Genomic DNA, 15736 nt, shown 5'->3' with positions numbered 1-15736 from the left:
CATGCAAAGGCGCCCCCGCGGCGCGGGGGTCGCCACTCGTGAAGTCTCAGGTCAGCGGCGTGACCGTGCCGCCGTCCAGCCGGTGGCCGCAATCCAGCCGCCGGGCCTCCGCCGCCGCGTCCGCCACGGGGGCCAGCCCCGCCACGGTGATCCAGCCCTCGGCGCGCAGCTTGCCCGCCGCGGCCCAGGAGGTGCCATGCGGCACATAAACGCGCTTGGCCGGCTCCGGCGCCGGAACGGCGCGCAGGAGCGTGTCCATGTAGAGGGTGAAGCCGGTCCCCGGCTCGCCCTCCTCCTCCACGCCCGGACGCACCCCGGCGCGGTAGCGGCCACCCGCCCCCAGCTCGCCGCGCACGTCGCGCGCGAACAGGGTGAAGCTGAGGCCGGTCTGGTATTCGAAGCCGCGGTGCTCCACCAGATCGACGGTGATCGTCAGATCGGGGCGCGCGGCGCGCAGCAGGCGCAGGGCGTCGGTCAGGCGGCGCCGGTCCTTCTCCGCCGTTTCCGGCAGCGGCAACGCCGACAGCACCTCCATGGCGCGCTCCGCCGGGCCGGAGGCGGCCATCAGCGTTTGCAGCAGCGAGGCCGCCGGACCGCCGACCGCGCTCACCGCCGCGGCGTCCTTCTTGTCCAGCGCCTCGCGCAGGCGGGCGGTCTCCTCCTCGCCGAGACCCAGGCCGCGGCAGACCCGCGCCACCATGGTCGGCACGCAGAGGTCCACCGACAGATGCCGCACCCCGACCCCTTCCAGGGCGTGGGCGGCGAGCAGGATCACCTCGGCGTCCGCCTCAGCCTCCAGCGGACCGATCAGCTCGACGCCGACCTGGGTGATCTGCCGCTCGGGACGGAGCTGCGAGCCCTTCACGCGCAGCACCGGCCCGGCGTAGCACAGCCGCACCGGGCGGGCGCCGTTCTTCAGCCGGGTGGTGGCGATGCGCACGATCTGCGGGGTGATGTCGGCGCGCACGGCCATCATGCGCTGCGACAGCGGGTCCATCAGCCGGAAGGTCTGCTTCGCCATGGCGGCGCCGGAGCCGGACAGCAGATTGTCCTCGAACTCGACGAGCGGGGGCTCGACGCGCTCGTAGCCGTGGGCGGTGAAGTCCGCCAGCAGGCGCGCCACCGCCGCCGCTTCGTGCGCCGCTTCGGGCGGCAGCACGTCGTGCAGGCCGGCGGGCAACAGGGCGGAGCTCAGGGAATCAGCGGGCATGGCCTGCGTCGTCTCGTCGAATGGGTGGCAAACCGTCGGCATGGCGAGAGCCCGCACGTCCGGTGGGCATGCGGTGCTCGGGCATACGGAGCGGGTCAATACCCCACCCCCCTTCCTCATGCAAACGGAAAAGCCCCGCGGCCCATGCCCGTCTCCCCTGCGCCGACGACAGGCGCCCGTCCGGCACGGTTCGAAACATGAATGCATTCCAATCGAATCTTTGTTGAGTTTGATGCGAAATCTCCGGCATCCTGTGTACGAACCGTGCCGGCAGCAGCGGGGCAATGGCACCATGGCACGCGCGTCCGCCAGCTACGAAGTGCAGATCTACGTCCATGACCACTGGGTCCTGGAGGGCCGCTTCGACACCGAGGCGGAGGCGCTGGTCTTCGGCCGCAAAGCGCTGTCCGGCGGCAAGGTCGAGGGCATGCGGGTGGTGCGCGACTGGCGGCGCCCGGACGGCCGCCATGTCGAGACCGAAGTCCATGTGGAGTTCCGTCAGGTCTCCCGCACGGTGGCCGCCTCCCCCATCGACGAGGCGCCGGCGCTCTGCCTCACGCTCGACCATTGCTACGGCGTGCAAAGCCGCATGGCGATGAACCGTGTCCTGCGCAATTACGTGGAGCGCGCGGTGGTCACCCCGACCGAGGTGCTGCACAACCACGCGGAACTGGCGCGGCTTCTCAACACCGACAACCTCGTGCCCACCGCAGTCGGTCGGGTCGCCGCGCTCCAGGCGGAAAAGGCCGGGACGGACGGGCGCGGGCGACGCGACGCGCTGAACCTGCTGATGCACGAACTGACCGACCGGGCGCGCGTCGCCGCCGCGCGCAAGGACCTGCCGGCCATCGCCGCCACCGGCTTCCGCCCCATGTTCGACCGGCTGGATTCGAGCCTGCCGGCGGCGGAGCGCGACTTCCTCGCCCGCGTGGTCCTGTCGCGCGAGCTGGTGCAGATGCGCAACTGGCTGGCCAAGCTGGACTTCCTGGGGGAACTGGCGCGGGAGGGCGGGACCGCGGCCGACCGCCCGCTGGGGCTGCTTGACGGGGTGATCGCCGACGTCCTGGGCGCCCCCTCCGTCGCGCAGGAGCTTCTGGGCGTCCAGGGCAGCCTCGCGGAAGCGCTGTGCAACCTGATCGACCTGTCGCGGGGCCGCCTGTCCCCGGCCAAACGGGCGGAGGATGATCGCGCCGTCCAACTGAACGAGCTTCTCGCCTTCCACGACCTCGACCAGACGCGGCTGGTCATCCTGGATCTGGTGCGCCGGCAACTGAAGGGCACGCAGCCGCTCTACCGCTCCGACCCGTCGCTGGAGATGGACGCCTTCCTGGAGATCCTGAAGCGCACGCTCGGCCCCGACGGGCCGGCCGGGGGCGGGCCGATGGCCGAGGCACTGGTCCTGCGCTACCTGCGCTTCCTGGAGGGCGGCGGGGCGCCGGGCCGCAGGCAGGCCATCACGGAAGTGGCCGGCCGCATCCCCGACGCGCAGGACCGGGTGCGCTTCCTGCTGGCGCTGGCCGACTCCGACCTCGGCCATGGACACGCCGGGGACATCGCCCGGCTGCTGCACGCGCTGACCGGCAACCCGGCGAGCTATGGCCGCTTCATCCACCCCCGCCTGCCGCCGCGCGACAATCTGGAAGCGCTGACCCTGCTCTATTGCCAGGCCGCCGACTCGGCGCTGCCGGAGGAGGCGCGGACCCGCCTGACCGGCGACCTCGACGCGCTTCTGGTGGCCTACATCACCGAGGACCGGGTGGTGGAGCGGCTGGACGATCCCGGCGACGCGCTGCGGCTGCGCGCGAACCGCCTTCTGCAGGTCTGCGCGCCGGGAATCCTGCGCAGCCGGCGGGCCCTGGAGATGGTCCGACGCCGCGTGGTCGAGCATCTCCGCCAGCCGCAGTTCGACCGGAAATACGTGGAGGACCTGCCCGACGCGGCGGCGCAGCAGCGCGCCCTGCGGGAGTTCTACCGCATGTTGGGAGAAGCCGGTTTCGTGTGAGCCTTGGACTGGCTTGCCGCACCGATGCGGATGGACAGCACCCGCCCCTTTGGATAATCAGCGCATCACATCGGCAAAAGACGGGGCGCCGCAACCGGCCCCCGCGGCGGCGAAGGGCACAGCCTTGGGCAATGGCGTCGGCAATGGAATTGCGCTGGGACCGGTCTTCCACATCATCGGCATCCTTCTGACCATCCTCGGGCTCGGCATGCTGGTGCCGGCCCTGGCCGATGCCGCCGTGGGCAACAGCGACTGGACGGCCTTCGTCGGCTCCAGCGCGGCGACGCTGGCGGTCAGCGGCGGCATGGTGCTGGCGACGTCGAGCAAGGAGCACGCGCGCTTCACCGTGAAGCAGCATTTTCTGCTGACCACGCTGTCCTGGTGCGTCCTGGCGACCTTCGGCGCCCTGCCCTTCATGATCTCCGCCGCCCACTTGTCCTTCACCGACGCCTATTACGAGGCGATGTCGGGCCTTTCCACCACCGGGGGCACGGTGATCGTCGGGCTGGACGACGCCCCGCCAGGGGTCCTGCTGTGGCGCTCGCTGCTCAACTGGTTCGGCGGGGTCGGCATCATTGTCATGGCGATCGCGGTGCTGCCCATCCTGCGGGTCGGCGGCATGCAGCTGTTCCGCACCGAGTCCTCCGACAAGGGCGACAAGCCCTTCGCCACGGTGCAGGACACCGCCGGCGCCATCGCCATGATCTACTTGGCGCTGACCATCTTGTCGGCGGTGGCCTACCATCTGGCTGGCATGACGTGGTTCGACGCGATCAACCACGCCATGGCCTCCATCGCCACCGGCGGCTTCTCGACGAAGGACGCCTCGCTCGGCTGGTTCGATTCCCACGCGGTGCTGTGGGTGGCGACCTTTTCGATGATCTCCGGGGCCTTGCCCCTGACCTGGTACATCCGCCTGCTGCGCGGCCAGCGCAACGCGCCGGTTTTCGGCGACAGCCAGGTGAACGCGCTGCTGGCGATCCTTCTGGTGGCCGGCGTCGCCATGACCCTATGGGCCTTCGCCGTGGTCGGCCTGCCCTTCCGGGACGCGCTCAGCCATTCGGCGGTGAACGTCACCTCGATCATCACCGGGACCGGCTTCGTCTCCACCGACTATTCGACCTGGGGCAGCTTTGCCGTCGTCGCCTTCTTCTTCTTCTACTTCATCGGCGGCTGCACCGGATCGACGGCGGGGTCGATCAAGGTCTTCCGCTGGCAGGTGCTGGCGCTGTCGATGCTGAACCAGATGCAGCGGATGCTGAAGCCGAACCGCGTGCTGGTCCCGCTCTATCAGGGCAAGGTGCTGGACGAGGATGTGGTTGGCTCGGTCATCAACCTCGCCTTCGCCTTCATGGCGGCCTTCGGCATCCTGTCGCTCCTGGTCGCCGCGATGGGCGTGGACTACCTGAGCGCGGCCAGCGCCGTCGCCTCCGCGCTCGCCAACGCCGGACCGGGGCTGGGGCCGGTGGTCGGCCCGTCGGGCACCATGGCCCCCCTGCCCGACGCTGCGAAATGGGTGCTGAGCTTCGCCATGCTGCTGGGCCGGCTGGAGGTCTTCACCGTGCTGGTGCTGATCCTGCCGAGCTTCTGGCGGGATTGAGTGGGCCATGAAAAAGGCCGCGCCTCCATGGCGCGGCCTTTTTCACGCAACATCAGCGGCTCAGCGCCCGAAGGTCTCCGCCTTGACCGTGGCGAAGGCCCAGTCGAGCCAGGGCAGGACCGCCTCCATATCCTCGTTCTCCACCGTGGCACCGCCCCACAGGCGCAGGCCCGGAGGAGCGTCGCGGTAGGAACCGGCGTCGAAGGCGGCCTCCTCCTTCTCCAGAAGCGCTGCGAGCTTCTTGGCGAAGTCGGCCTGGGCCTCCGGCGTCAGGGCGGTCACCTCGGGGTCGGTGAAGCGCAGGCAGATCGAGGTGCAGGAGCGCGTCGCCGGATCGTCCCCCAGGAAGCCGGCCCAGGTCGAGGCCGCCACCCACTCCGAGACGATGCGCAGGTTCTGCTCCGAGCGGCGGATGAGCTGGGTCAGGCCGCCGACCGACAGCGACCAGCGCAGCCCGTCGATGGCGTCCTCGACGCAGAGCATGGACGGCGTGTTGATGGTGTCGCCGACGAAGACGCCCTCGATCAGCTTCCCGCCACTGGTCAGTCGGAAAATCTTGGGCAGCGGGCGGTCGGGCTGGAAGCTCTCCAGCCGCGCCACGGCGCGCGGGCTGAGCACCAGCATGCCGTGCGCGGCCTCGCCGCCCAGCACCTTCTGCCAGGACCAGGTGGCGACGTCGATCTTGCTCCAGGGAATGTCCATGGCGAAGGCGGCGGAGGTGGCGTCGCAGATCGACAGTCCCTCGCGGTCCGCCGGGATCCAGTCGCCATCCGGAACCCGCACACCCGACGTCGTGCCGTTCCAGGTGAAGACCACGTCGCGGCTGAAATCGGCCTGCGACAGGTCCGGCAGTTCGCCGTAGGGGGCCTGGATGGTCCGCACGTCGGACAGGCGGAGCTGCTTGGTGACGTCGGTCACCCACTCCTTGCCGAAGCTCTCCCAGGCCATCATGTCGACGCCGCGCTCACCCAGCAGGTTCCACAGCGCCATCTCCACCGCCCCGGTGTCAGAGGCCGGGACGATGCCGATGCGGTAGTCGCCGGGGATCGCCAGGACGGCGCGGGTCAGGTCGATGACCTCCTTCAGCTTCGCCTTGCCCGGCTTCGAGCGGTGGGAGCGGCCGAGCAGCGCGCCGTCCAGGGCGTCCAGCGACCAGCCGGGCCGCTTGGCGCAGGGGCCGGAGGAAAACAGCGGGTTCGACGGCCGGCGGGCGGGCTTCATGGACACTCTACTCCCCGGAACATGGGATTGCGGTATGGCCGGGGACGATAGGAGGTGCGCGGGAGTCCGTCAATCAGCCGCTCACGCGCAGCAGCGTCGCCTGGATGTGCCGCGTGCCCGCCGCGTCGCAGATGTAGTAGCAGACCGCCAACCGCCCGTCCGCCAGCACGGTCGCCCAGGGATAGCCGACGTCGGGCGACGGCGCGTCGGCGCGGACGATGATCTCCGGCGCGCTTTCCAGCGTCTCCCGCCGGCTGTCCCAGACGCGGGCGCGCACGCCGTAGGGCTGGTGGCGGTAGCCGTAGACGACGAACAGCCGCCCGTCCGGCAGCGGGCAGGCGTCGTAGGGATGCCCGATGACCGCGCTCTCGATCCAGGGCGCCCAGCTCTCCCCGAGATCGTGGGAGACGGAGGTGGCGAGGCGGTCGCCCAGCCCGGTGGTGCGGTGAAAGGCAACCAACTGCCCGTCCGCGGTCAGGTGCAGGGCGGTCTCGCAGAAGCCGGCCCGGCCCGCCGGGTCGCGCGCGATGGTGCTGCGCAAGGTCCAGCTTTCCCCCCGGTCGCGGGAGGCGAACAGGTAGCTGGTGTAGGGGCCGCCGGTGTAGGTCGCCATCAGCAGCGTGCCGTCCGGCGCCTCCACCGCCCGCCCGCGCACGGCGCCGCCAAGCATCGGGCGCAGGCCGGGCAGGATCGGCCCCTGGTCCGGCAGTTCCGGCAGGTAGCGGTGCGCCGACCAGTGCCGCCCGCCGTCGTCGCTGACCCGGGTGCTGCCGCCCCAGAACAGGAAGAAGGTGCCCGACGTCTCGACGTTGCCCAGCAGGTGGACGCCCTTCTCGCGCAGCCGCAGGCCGTGGCGCGCCGACATCGGGTACCAGCCGAAGCTGCCCAGGACGATCCGCCCCGAGCGCAGGACCAGCAGGCTGGGGTCCTGGTCGCCCGCCTCCGGGTCGGTGGGCAGCGGCAGCGGCGCGCCCTCCGGCTCGAAATCCGGGGTGAAAGGCTGGATCACGAGGTGGGAGCGCGAATCCACATGGTCGACGCTGGTGAAATCGCCGTTGCCCTCCGCCGGTTGCCCGTGCAGCCAGCGGTGATCGCGGGCGCGCCGGAAGGCCACCAGCACCCGCCCGTCGGCCAGCGTCGCCGCGGAGGGGAAGGAGGCGTAGAAACGGCGGTCGCTGTAGACGACGCGATGGGAAAGACTGTCGAGCATGCTCCTGGAATCCACCTTGCGCCCGCGGCATTGGGGACGCCCGGCCAATGTCCGGTTGCCGGAATGAAGGATTCCTTTACGGTGCGCGTGATCCCTTGCTAGTCACACGCTTCCCGCAGCCTTGCCCGGCGAAGGTCATGACCGAAGTGAGCACCGAAACGGCCGCCCCCGCGAACATTCCCTACGGCCGCCATCGCGACCGCAACGACCTGTCGCAGGTGCTGCCGCTGACCACGCCCTTCTCGCTGCTGATCGACCCGTCGAACGGCTGCAACTTCCGCTGCGTCTTCTGCGCCACCGGCAACCCGGACCTGCTGAAGGAAGTCGGCCGGCCGCGCGGCGCCATGAAGTTCGACCTGTTCCGCAAGATCGCCGACGACATCGCCGAATTCGACGCGCCGATCAAATCCGTCCATCTCTACAAGGACGGCGAGCCGCTGGTGAACACGCGGATCGAACACATGGTCCATCGTCTGAAATCGCAGGGACTCGCCCGCCATGTCGAGATGACCAGCAACGGCTCCCTGCTGACGCCGGAGCGGGCGGACGCGCTGCTGGCCGCCGGGCTGGACGCCATGCGCGTCTCCGTCTACGGCGCCAGCGACGCCATGTACAAGCGGGTCACCCGGCGCTTCGACCGCTTCCAGACCATCGTGGACAACGTGGCCTATCTTTACCGCCGCAAGACGGAGCTGGGCCGCGATTTCCACCTGCACTGCAAGATCATCAACGTGGAGCTGACGGAGGAGGAGCGGCAGAGCTTCATCGACACCTTCACGCCGATCGCCGACAGCCTGTTCGTCCATCCCCTGCACGGCGAGGCTCTGGCCGAGGAGAGCGCCTTCGCCGCCGCCCCCGACACCGCCCGCAAGGTGTGCTCCGAGCCCTTCCTGAAGCTGGCCATCAACTTCAACGGCGAGGTGTCGGTCTGCTGCGCCGACTGGCGCATGGGGACCATCGTCGGCAACGTCGCCGAGGAGTCGCTGCGCGAGATCTGGAACGGCGAGCGGCTGCGCGATTTCCGGCTGAAGCATCTGGAAGGCCGCCGCGACGAGATCGAGGCCTGCCGCGGCTGCTCCTACGTCCAGACCCTGCCCGCCGACAACAACCTGGACGGCTTCGCCGCGGACCTCATCGCCAAGTACCGGGTTTAAGCGCCCACAATGCCGGCGTTTACGGCCAGCGCTTCGCACGCAGCGGCACCGCACCGGACCCCTCCCCCGTTACCGTCCCGGAATCCTGCGGGTCCGGTTCCCGAGCCCCCGCTTCGAGCGGCTCCACCTCCAGCGGCCGGTCGGACAGCAGGTCCTTGATCGGCACGCCGAGGGTCTCCTCCTGGTCGCGCTCCGCCTGCTCCAGCAGCTGGGCCGTGCGATCCTGCCAAGGCAGTTCCAGCCCGCCCAGCCCGCGGACGGAGCCGCGCAGGCCGATGCCCAGCGCCTTCATCAGGTCGTACAGCGTGGCCTCGCTGAGGTCGCGGGTGACGACCCAGGCGTTGTGCGTGGTGTGGGCCACCCAATGGGCGTCGCGGAGCTGCTCCAGGATGCCGTCGATCAGCACCGTGCCGACCGGCACGCGCCCGACCAGCGTCCGCCGCCGCAAGCCCACGCCGAGCCGCGTGCCCTCCAGAAGCTCGTGCAGGACGGCCAACGCCAGCCCCAGCCGCTGCGCGGGCAGCAGCCCCTCCGGCCCGCCGCGGGTGATCTTGCCGGCCCGCCATTCGGGCAGCGAGGCGGTGATGACCGCGCCGAACAGCACCGTGGACCAGGCGATGTAGAGCCAGAACAGGAAGATCGGCACGGTCGCCAGCGCGCCGTAGATGGTCTGGTAGGCCGGAAACTCCTTCATGTACATGGCGAAGCCCGCCTTGGACGTCTCCAGCAGCAGCGAGGCGACCGCCCCGCCGCAGGCGGCGTCCATCCAGCCGACGTCCCGGTTGGGGATGATGACGTAGAGCAGCGTGCAGCCGACCAGCTGCAGCATGAAGGGCAGGATCGCCCCGATCCCCACCAGCGGGTCGGCGAAGCCCTCCAGATGGGCGAACTGGAGCACCGCCCACAGGGTGCTGGACAGCGACAGGCTGGCGCCGGCGAACAGCGGGCTCAACGACACCACCGCCCAGAAGGACAGGATGCGGGTGACGTAGGAGCGCGGCTCCCGCACCCGCCAGACGGTGGCGAAGGACCCTTCGATGGTCCAGATCAGCAGGACCGCGGACATCGCCAGCCCGACGATGCCGAACACCGGCATCTGCCCGGCGTTGGCCATGAAGGCCGCCAGATATTGCAGGATGGCGTCGCTGTTCTCCGGCACGAGATTCTTGAACAGCAGCGTCTGGATGCGCGACTGCAGCGCGTTGAAGGCGGGAAAGGCCGAAAAGATCGCGAAGCCGATGGTCATCAGCGGCACCAGCGCCAGCAGCGAGGTGTAGGTCAGCGACGCCGCGGTCTGGAAACAGTTGTCGTTGTAGAAGCGCATGGAGGAATAGGCGATGAAGCCGCCGATTTCCCGAACGCGCACAAAGGGGTTCCACGCCCCTTTCGAAGTGCCTTCGGTTTCAGCCACAGGACGCCTCCCGCCTTGGTTTGACCGGGCCGGTCTTTCGTGTAGGATGCGGCCCACTTTTCAAAGCATACTCTGGATGCACGAGGTACGGATGTCCAACCCGAAGCCGCTCATGGACGGCAAGCGCGGCCTGATCATGGGCGTGGCGAACGATCGGTCGATCGCCTGGGGAATTGCCTCCACGCTGGCGCAGCACGGCGCCGAGCTGGCCTTCACCTATCAGGGTGACGCGCTGCTGAAGCGTGTGAAGCCGCTGGCCGAGCAGGTCAACGCCCCGCTGCTGCTGCCCTGCGACGTCACCGACGAGGCCAGCGTCGACGCGACCTTCGCCGCCATCGAGAAGGAATGGGGCAAGCTGGACTTCCTGGTTCATGCGATCGCTTTTTCCGACAAGAACGAGCTGGACGGCCTCTATCTCGACACGACGCGGGCCAACTTCCTGCGCACGATGGACATCTCCTGCTACTCCTTCACCGCGGTGGCGCAGCGCGCCGTCCCGCTGATGAAGGACGGCGGCAGCCTCCTCACCCTCTCCTACTACGGCGCCGAGCGCGTGATGCCCCACTACAACGTGATGGGTGTCGCCAAGGCCGCGCTGGAGGCGAGCGTGCGTTACCTGGCGGTCGATTTGGGCGGTCGGGACATCCGCGTCAATGCCATCTCCGCCGGTCCGATCAAGACGCTGGCCGCCAGCGGCATCGGCGACTTCCGCTACATTCTGAAGTGGAACGAGCTGAACGCCCCGCTGAAGCGCAACGTCACCATCGGCGAGGTCGGCGGCGCCGGCCTGTTCCTGCTGAGCGATCTCGGCACCGGCGTGACCGGCGAGGTCATGCACGTCGACTCCGGCTACCACACCGTCGGCATGGTCGCGGTGGACGCGGCGGCCGAGGTGTCGCAGCTCCTGGGGTCGCTGGGCGGCGCGGGCAAGCCCGCCTGATCCCAGGCCATGGCGACGGCGGGCGCGTCCGGTTCGTTCCGGAACGCCCGCCGGAAACGTCCTTACCCCATTTGAGACATTTTTTACCGAACGTCGTATTACCTACTTTTGCGCGCCGCAGCATACCGCTATTCTTCACACATACGGAAGGTTGCGGAAGGTGACGGTCGGATGCGTGCACGGCGTCAATCGGATTCGGTGTCCCCGATTCTGGAGCAAATTCTCTACGGCGGCTCCAGCGTCTCGATGAATTTGATCACCATCACCCGCGAGATCCCCGAAGAAAACCGCCTGTTCCGTGCCCGTGGGTTGAACAAGGCCATTCTCTTCAAGTATCCGAATTTCGACGAAGACGCCGACGACTACGCCAACCCCATCGCCGACGAGGATGAGGACGGCGACGCCGCGTCGCGCCCGGTCGAAACCGGCATCTACATTCCGCACAGCGTCGAACACACCGAAGCGGGTGGCCTCGCCATCTATCTGCGCGCCCGCAACAGCAACCTCCTGCTGGCCGAACAATTCGGCATCGGCGAGGCCAACAGCGAAGCCGCAGCCGCGGACCTGCGCACCCTCACCCTGATCGACAGCGTGCCGTCGCTGGACGCTTTCCTGCTGAAGGCGTGCTTCGAAGGTGAAAAGGTCCCGGTGGACAAGCGTCACTGGGCGATCAGCGACACCGAGGACCAGCAGCTCCGCCGCCTGATCCGGGCGCGCATCGAGCCCATCGTCCGCAAGGCCATCGACGGCGGCGGCAACGGCGCCCAGAGCATCGAACGCTTCCTGGAAGCGATCTGGAATCCCGAGCTTGAGGAGGCCGGCCTGTTCGTCTCGGCCTTCGGCATCGACCGCAGCGAAGCGGACCAGATCTTCAGCGCCTGGAAGGGCACGACCTTCTACGAGTACCAGCTCCGCCGCATCGCGCCGCGGGCGCGGGTCATCCTGAACTGGCTGAAGTTGCGGGAATGCATTCCGGTCGATATCCGCATGCACAAGCCCTATGAGACCCAGCTTCTGATGCACATCGAAAAGGTGGGCAAGCTGCTGGAAACCACGCTGATGGACATCCGGCAGATTCTCGCCGATTACGAGGCGAGCTTCTCCGCCTTCATGGCCGGCCAGCCGGAACCCTTCCGCGATTATCTGCGCAAGATCCGATCCCATTACTGGCTGCTGGGCTACTGCGTCTCCGCCTTGACCAGCGTGTCCCACCTGGACGCCCGCTGCATGAAGAACAACCCGCAGCGCAAGCTCTACTTCGAAGCCACGCACAAGCTGCTGCGCCAGTTCGAGGTCGCGCTCGACCGCCGGCGTGAGCAGAAGGGAGCGTTCTAAGTCCCCTCGCGCTTGACGCGCCGGCCGAAACGCCGCAAGAAACGCGCTCGACCGCAAAACTTGCGGTAACATCGTGTCGCATCGGGAGTCCTCGCCATGGCCGGCAACAGCTTCGGAACGCTTTTCCGCTTCACCACCTGGGGCGAGAGCCATGGGCCGGCGATCGGCGTGGTGGTGGACGGCTGCCCGTCGCTGCTCTCCCTGACCGAGGCGGACATCCAGCCCTGGCTCGACAAGCGCCGCCCCGGCCAGTCGCGCTACACCACGCAGCGCCAGGAGCCCGATCAGGTCAGGATCCTGTCCGGCGTGTTCGAAGGGCGGACCACCGGCACGCCGGTCTCGCTGATGATCGAGAACACCGACCAGCGGTCCAAGGACTACAGCGAGATCGCGTCCAAGTTCCGGCCCGGCCACGCCGACTACACCTACTGGAAGAAGTACGGCATCCGCGATTACCGCGGCGGCGGGCGCTCCTCGGCGCGCGAGACGGCCTGCCGCGTGGCGGCGGGTGCCGTGGCGCGCAAGGTGCTGGGCGACGGCGTCACCGTGCGCGGCGCGCTGGTGCAGATCGGCCCGCACAAGGTGGACCGCAGCCGCTGGGACTGGGCCGAGGTCGACAACAACCCCTTCTTCTGCCCCGACCCGCAGGCCGCCGCCGAATGGGCCGACTATCTGGACGGCATCCGCAAAAGCGGCTCCTCCATCGGCGCGGTGGTCGAGGTGGTGGCCTCCGGCCTGCCCGCCGGGCTCGGCGACCCGCTCTACGACAAGCTGGACGGCGATCTCGCCCACGCCATGATGACGATCAACGCCGTCAAGGGCGTGGAGATCGGCAACGGCTTCGAGGCCGCCACCCTGACCGGCGAGCAGAACGCCGACGAGATGCGCGCCGGACCCGACGGCGAGCCGGAGTTCCGATCCAACCTCGCCGGTGGCATCCTCGGCGGCATCTCCACCGGGCAGGACGTCGTGGTGCGTTTCGCGGTGAAGCCGACCAGCTCCATCCTCACCCCGCGTCAGACGGTCGATCTGCAGGGCAAGGATACCGACATCCTGACCAAGGGCCGCCACGACCCCTGCGTCGGCATCCGCGCCGTCCCGGTCGGCGAGGCGATGATGGCCTGCGTTCTGGCCGACCATCTGCTGCGCCACCGCGCCTACGCGCGGGGCTGAGCCCGATGCGGGGACGCAGGACGGCGGCGTGGCGTGGCGGGGTGATCGCGGGGTTTCTGCTGGTCGCCGCCCTTCCCGCCGCCGCCCAAGCCCAAGCCCAAGCCCCGGCCTACCGCGAGCATGCGGAGACCTTCAAGGACTGGCGCCTCTACTGCCAGGTCTGGAGCGAGCCGCGTCGCGCCGAATGCGAACTGCTCTCCCGCCCCGGCAGCGACCGGCGGTCGCGCCTCGTCTGGCTGCGCTCCAGCGAGCGCTGGCTGGAGGGGATGCGCTTCCGTCTGGACGAGCAGACGATGGACCTGTCGAAGATCGTCCGCGTCTGGGTGGACCGGGCACTGTTCCGTCCCGAATACCCGTGCGAACGCTTCGAGTGGGAGACCAACACCTGCGCGGTGGTCGATCCGGAGACCAACGCCAAGCTGATCGAACGCTTGACTCCCGGCAAGGAGGTCTCCGCCGTCGGCTCCGCCCCGGCGGGCGGCAAGGCGGAGGTGCGCTTCTCCCTGACCGGCTTCAACCCGGCGTTGGAGCGCATGGAGGAGATCCGCCGCGAGGCGGGCGTACGCTGGAAATAGACACGGCGCTCAGACCGGATCGCCCTCGCTCTCCAGCTTGGCGTACTTTTTCTTGGCGCGGTCCAGCGAGGCGAGAAGCTGCTGGCCGATGGCCCCGCCGTCGCCGCTGATCCGCCCGGCCATCACCGCCTTGATGGCGTCCACATGGGCCTTCAGCAGCAGGCGCTCGTTGCCGGTGGCGGCGGGGAAGCCGCCCTGCGTCGCCTCGTAGAGCGACTTGGCGATACGGGTGATCAGCGGGTAGCCGAAGATGCCGCCCTGCCCGCGCATCTCATGGGCGGAGCGGTTGATCTGCGCCATCAGCGCCGGGACCGCGGCGGAGTCCGCGCCCAGCCGGTCGACGCGGCGGGCCAGCTCGTCCACCTCTCCAGCGATCCAGGTCGCGTAATCGCCGGCCCGGTTCTGGATCTCCGCCTCCGCCGCCGCCAGCACCTCCTCGGGCAGGGTCGGCACGGGGTCCTTCGGCGCGATGCCCATCTTGGCGCCCAGCCGGTTGGGCAGGTCGAAATGAACCACCGGAAAGCGATCGATGCCCACCGCCTTGGACGCGCTGTGCACCACCAGGATTTCCCTGGGGCCGGTCATCCGGCAATCCATCGCCACCGGCCGCTGCGTCCGCCGCCGGTCCGGCCCGAAATAGCCCTTGGCGAGCACGTAGCGCCGCGGCCGGGCGATGGCCGCCAGCAGGCGGCTGGCGATGATGGCCGCCGAAAAGGGCTTGGCGATGAAGTCGGTGGCGCCCAAGTCGCGCGCCTGCTCCACGTAATGGCGGTCGGCGGCGCCGGACAGCATCAGCACGGGCAGGAAGCGGTCCGGCGATTTCGGGCTGCAGCGCAGCCAGCGCAACAGCATCAGCCCGTCGACCTCCGGCATCACCAGATCGGTGATGATCACGTCCACCGGCGCCGTGCCGGGCGGCAGGGCGGCACGCCGCTCCTCCAGGAAGCGGATGGCTTCCGCCCCACCCGGCTCGGCATGCACCGCGCCGACCCCGATGGTGCGCAGGGTCGCGGTCAGCACGTTGCGGATGAAGGCGCTGTCCTCGACCACCAGAACCGAGAGGAGGCCGAGCTTGGGCGCGCCTTTGCCACCCGGATCGTTCATCGCTGGGACCACTGCGTTGCAAGGGGATGCAGTCTTCGCACGGGCAACGGCCGCTTGGCGAGACACAACTTAGGAAAGGCTGGGTTGCAACTCCCCGGCGAAGCGTCCTGTCGCCCTGACCGGAGGTGGGGCTTTGCGAAGCGCCGCCGCCCGGCTACCCTGTCGGCCAAAACAGCATTGACCGCAACGAACCGAACACGCCGGAGGAGACCACCGCGATGCCGCAGCCCGATCACGTCATGGCCCTGCCCGTTCCAGAAACGCCCGACCTCGACCCGGACATGGCCGCCCTCTTCGCCAAGTGCGAGGAGAAGCTGGGCTTCGTCCCCAACGTGCTGCGCGCCTACAGCCTGCGCCCGAAGAAGCTGCGCACCTTCGCCCAGCTCTACAACGAGCTGATGGTCGGCGAGAGCGGCCTGTCCAAGCTGGAGCGCGAGATGATCGCGGTGGTCGTGTCCTCGGCCAACCATTGCTACTACTGCCTCGTCGCCCATGGACAGGCGGTGCGCAAGCTGTCCGGCGATCCGGAGCTGGGCGAGATGCTCGCCTTCAACTACCGCGCGGCCAAGCTGGAGCCGCGCCAGCGCGCCATGCTCGATTTCGCGTGGAAGCTGACCAAGGAGCCCTGGACCATGGGCGAGCCGGACCGGCAGGCGCTGCGCGACGCCGGCTTCGGCGAGGAGGACATCTTCGACATCGCCGACACCGCCGCCTTCTACAACATGTCGAACCGCGTCGCCTCGGCGGTGGACATGATGCCGAACCGCGACTACCACAAGCAGGACCGCTAAACGCCCGACC

Annotated in this window: 13 protein-coding genes; 8 read left to right on the top strand and 5 right to left on the bottom strand. The window is 68.9% G+C overall.

The genetic code is table 11. From position 1 onward, the window contains the following. Positions 1–46 precede the first annotated feature (46 nt). Positions 47–1210, bottom strand: coding sequence for an ATP phosphoribosyltransferase regulatory subunit (locus Sp245p_RS06520; protein WP_014240873.1), 1164 nt, complete (start codon positions 1208–1210; stop codon positions 47–49). Between the two features lie 292 nt (positions 1211–1502). Between Sp245p_RS06520 and Sp245p_RS06515 the strand changes: the two genes are divergently transcribed. Together Sp245p_RS06515 and Sp245p_RS06510 are read left to right on the top strand one after the other, a co-directional pair. Next, the gene (locus Sp245p_RS06515; protein WP_014240874.1) at positions 1503–3212 is read left to right on the top strand and encodes a hypothetical protein; all 1710 of its coding nucleotides are present in this window, start codon (positions 1503–1505) and stop codon (positions 3210–3212) included. A 124-nt stretch (positions 3213–3336) separates the two neighbouring features. Next, entirely contained in the window at positions 3337–4812 is a 1476-nt protein-coding gene (locus tag Sp245p_RS06510; protein WP_244947642.1) for a TrkH family potassium uptake protein, read from the top strand. Positions 4813–4872: 60 nt separating this feature from the next. On the opposite strand, the gene Sp245p_RS06505 is transcribed toward Sp245p_RS06510, so the two are convergent. Then, complete coding sequence (locus Sp245p_RS06505; protein WP_109138415.1) at positions 4873–6033, bottom strand: phosphoserine transaminase; 1161 nt, start codon at positions 6031–6033, stop codon at positions 4873–4875. A gap of 73 nt (positions 6034–6106) precedes the next feature. Then, positions 6107–7243: a sialidase family protein gene (locus Sp245p_RS06500; protein ID WP_014240878.1), complete on the bottom strand. Its 1137-nt coding sequence runs from the start codon at positions 7241–7243 to the stop codon at positions 6107–6109. A gap of 137 nt (positions 7244–7380) precedes the next feature. Between Sp245p_RS06500 and Sp245p_RS06495 the strand changes: the two genes are divergently transcribed. Then, complete coding sequence (locus Sp245p_RS06495) at positions 7381–8397, top strand: radical SAM/SPASM domain-containing protein (protein WP_014240879.1); 1017 nt, start codon at positions 7381–7383, stop codon at positions 8395–8397. A gap of 19 nt (positions 8398–8416) precedes the next feature. On the opposite strand, the gene Sp245p_RS06490 is transcribed toward Sp245p_RS06495, so the two are convergent. Then, on the bottom strand, positions 8417–9763 hold the full coding sequence (locus tag Sp245p_RS06490) for a YihY family inner membrane protein (protein WP_014240880.1): 1347 nt from the start codon (positions 9761–9763) through the stop codon (positions 8417–8419). A gap of 136 nt (positions 9764–9899) precedes the next feature. On the opposite strand from Sp245p_RS06490, the gene fabI reads away from it, so the two are divergent. From fabI to Sp245p_RS06470, 4 genes are all read left to right on the top strand, one after another. Then, the gene (gene fabI / locus Sp245p_RS06485; RefSeq protein ID WP_014240881.1) at positions 9900–10748 is read left to right on the top strand and encodes an enoyl-ACP reductase FabI; all 849 of its coding nucleotides are present in this window, start codon (positions 9900–9902) and stop codon (positions 10746–10748) included. Between the two features lie 198 nt (positions 10749–10946). Next, the gene (locus tag Sp245p_RS06480; protein WP_246119774.1) at positions 10947–12083 is read left to right on the top strand and encodes a hypothetical protein; all 1137 of its coding nucleotides are present in this window, start codon (positions 10947–10949) and stop codon (positions 12081–12083) included. Positions 12084–12179: 96 nt separating this feature from the next. After that, positions 12180–13256, top strand: coding sequence for a chorismate synthase (gene aroC, locus Sp245p_RS06475; protein WP_014240883.1), 1077 nt, complete (start codon positions 12180–12182; stop codon positions 13254–13256). Positions 13257–13261: 5 nt separating this feature from the next. Then, positions 13262–13831 carry an invasion associated locus B family protein gene (locus Sp245p_RS06470; RefSeq protein WP_014240884.1) on the top strand — a complete coding sequence of 190 codons (570 nt, stop codon included), beginning with the start codon at positions 13262–13264 and terminating at the stop codon, positions 13829–13831. Between the two features lie 9 nt (positions 13832–13840). Here the strand turns inward: Sp245p_RS06470 and Sp245p_RS06465 are convergent, their stop codons facing one another. Further along, positions 13841–14935: a response regulator gene (locus Sp245p_RS06465; protein WP_014240885.1), complete on the bottom strand. Its 1095-nt coding sequence runs from the start codon at positions 14933–14935 to the stop codon at positions 13841–13843. A 218-nt stretch (positions 14936–15153) separates the two neighbouring features. Between Sp245p_RS06465 and Sp245p_RS06460 the strand changes: the two genes are divergently transcribed. Next, the gene (locus tag Sp245p_RS06460) at positions 15154–15726 is read left to right on the top strand and encodes a peroxidase-related enzyme (RefSeq protein ID WP_014240886.1); all 573 of its coding nucleotides are present in this window, start codon (positions 15154–15156) and stop codon (positions 15724–15726) included. Positions 15727–15736 lie beyond the last annotated feature (10 nt).

It is taken from the genome of Azospirillum baldaniorum (assembly GCF_003119195.2).
In the GTDB taxonomy this organism is placed as follows: Bacteria; Pseudomonadota; Alphaproteobacteria; order Azospirillales; family Azospirillaceae; genus Azospirillum; species Azospirillum baldaniorum.
Note: the sequence above shows the minus strand (reverse complement) of the source record. Positions and strands in the feature narration are given on the sequence as shown.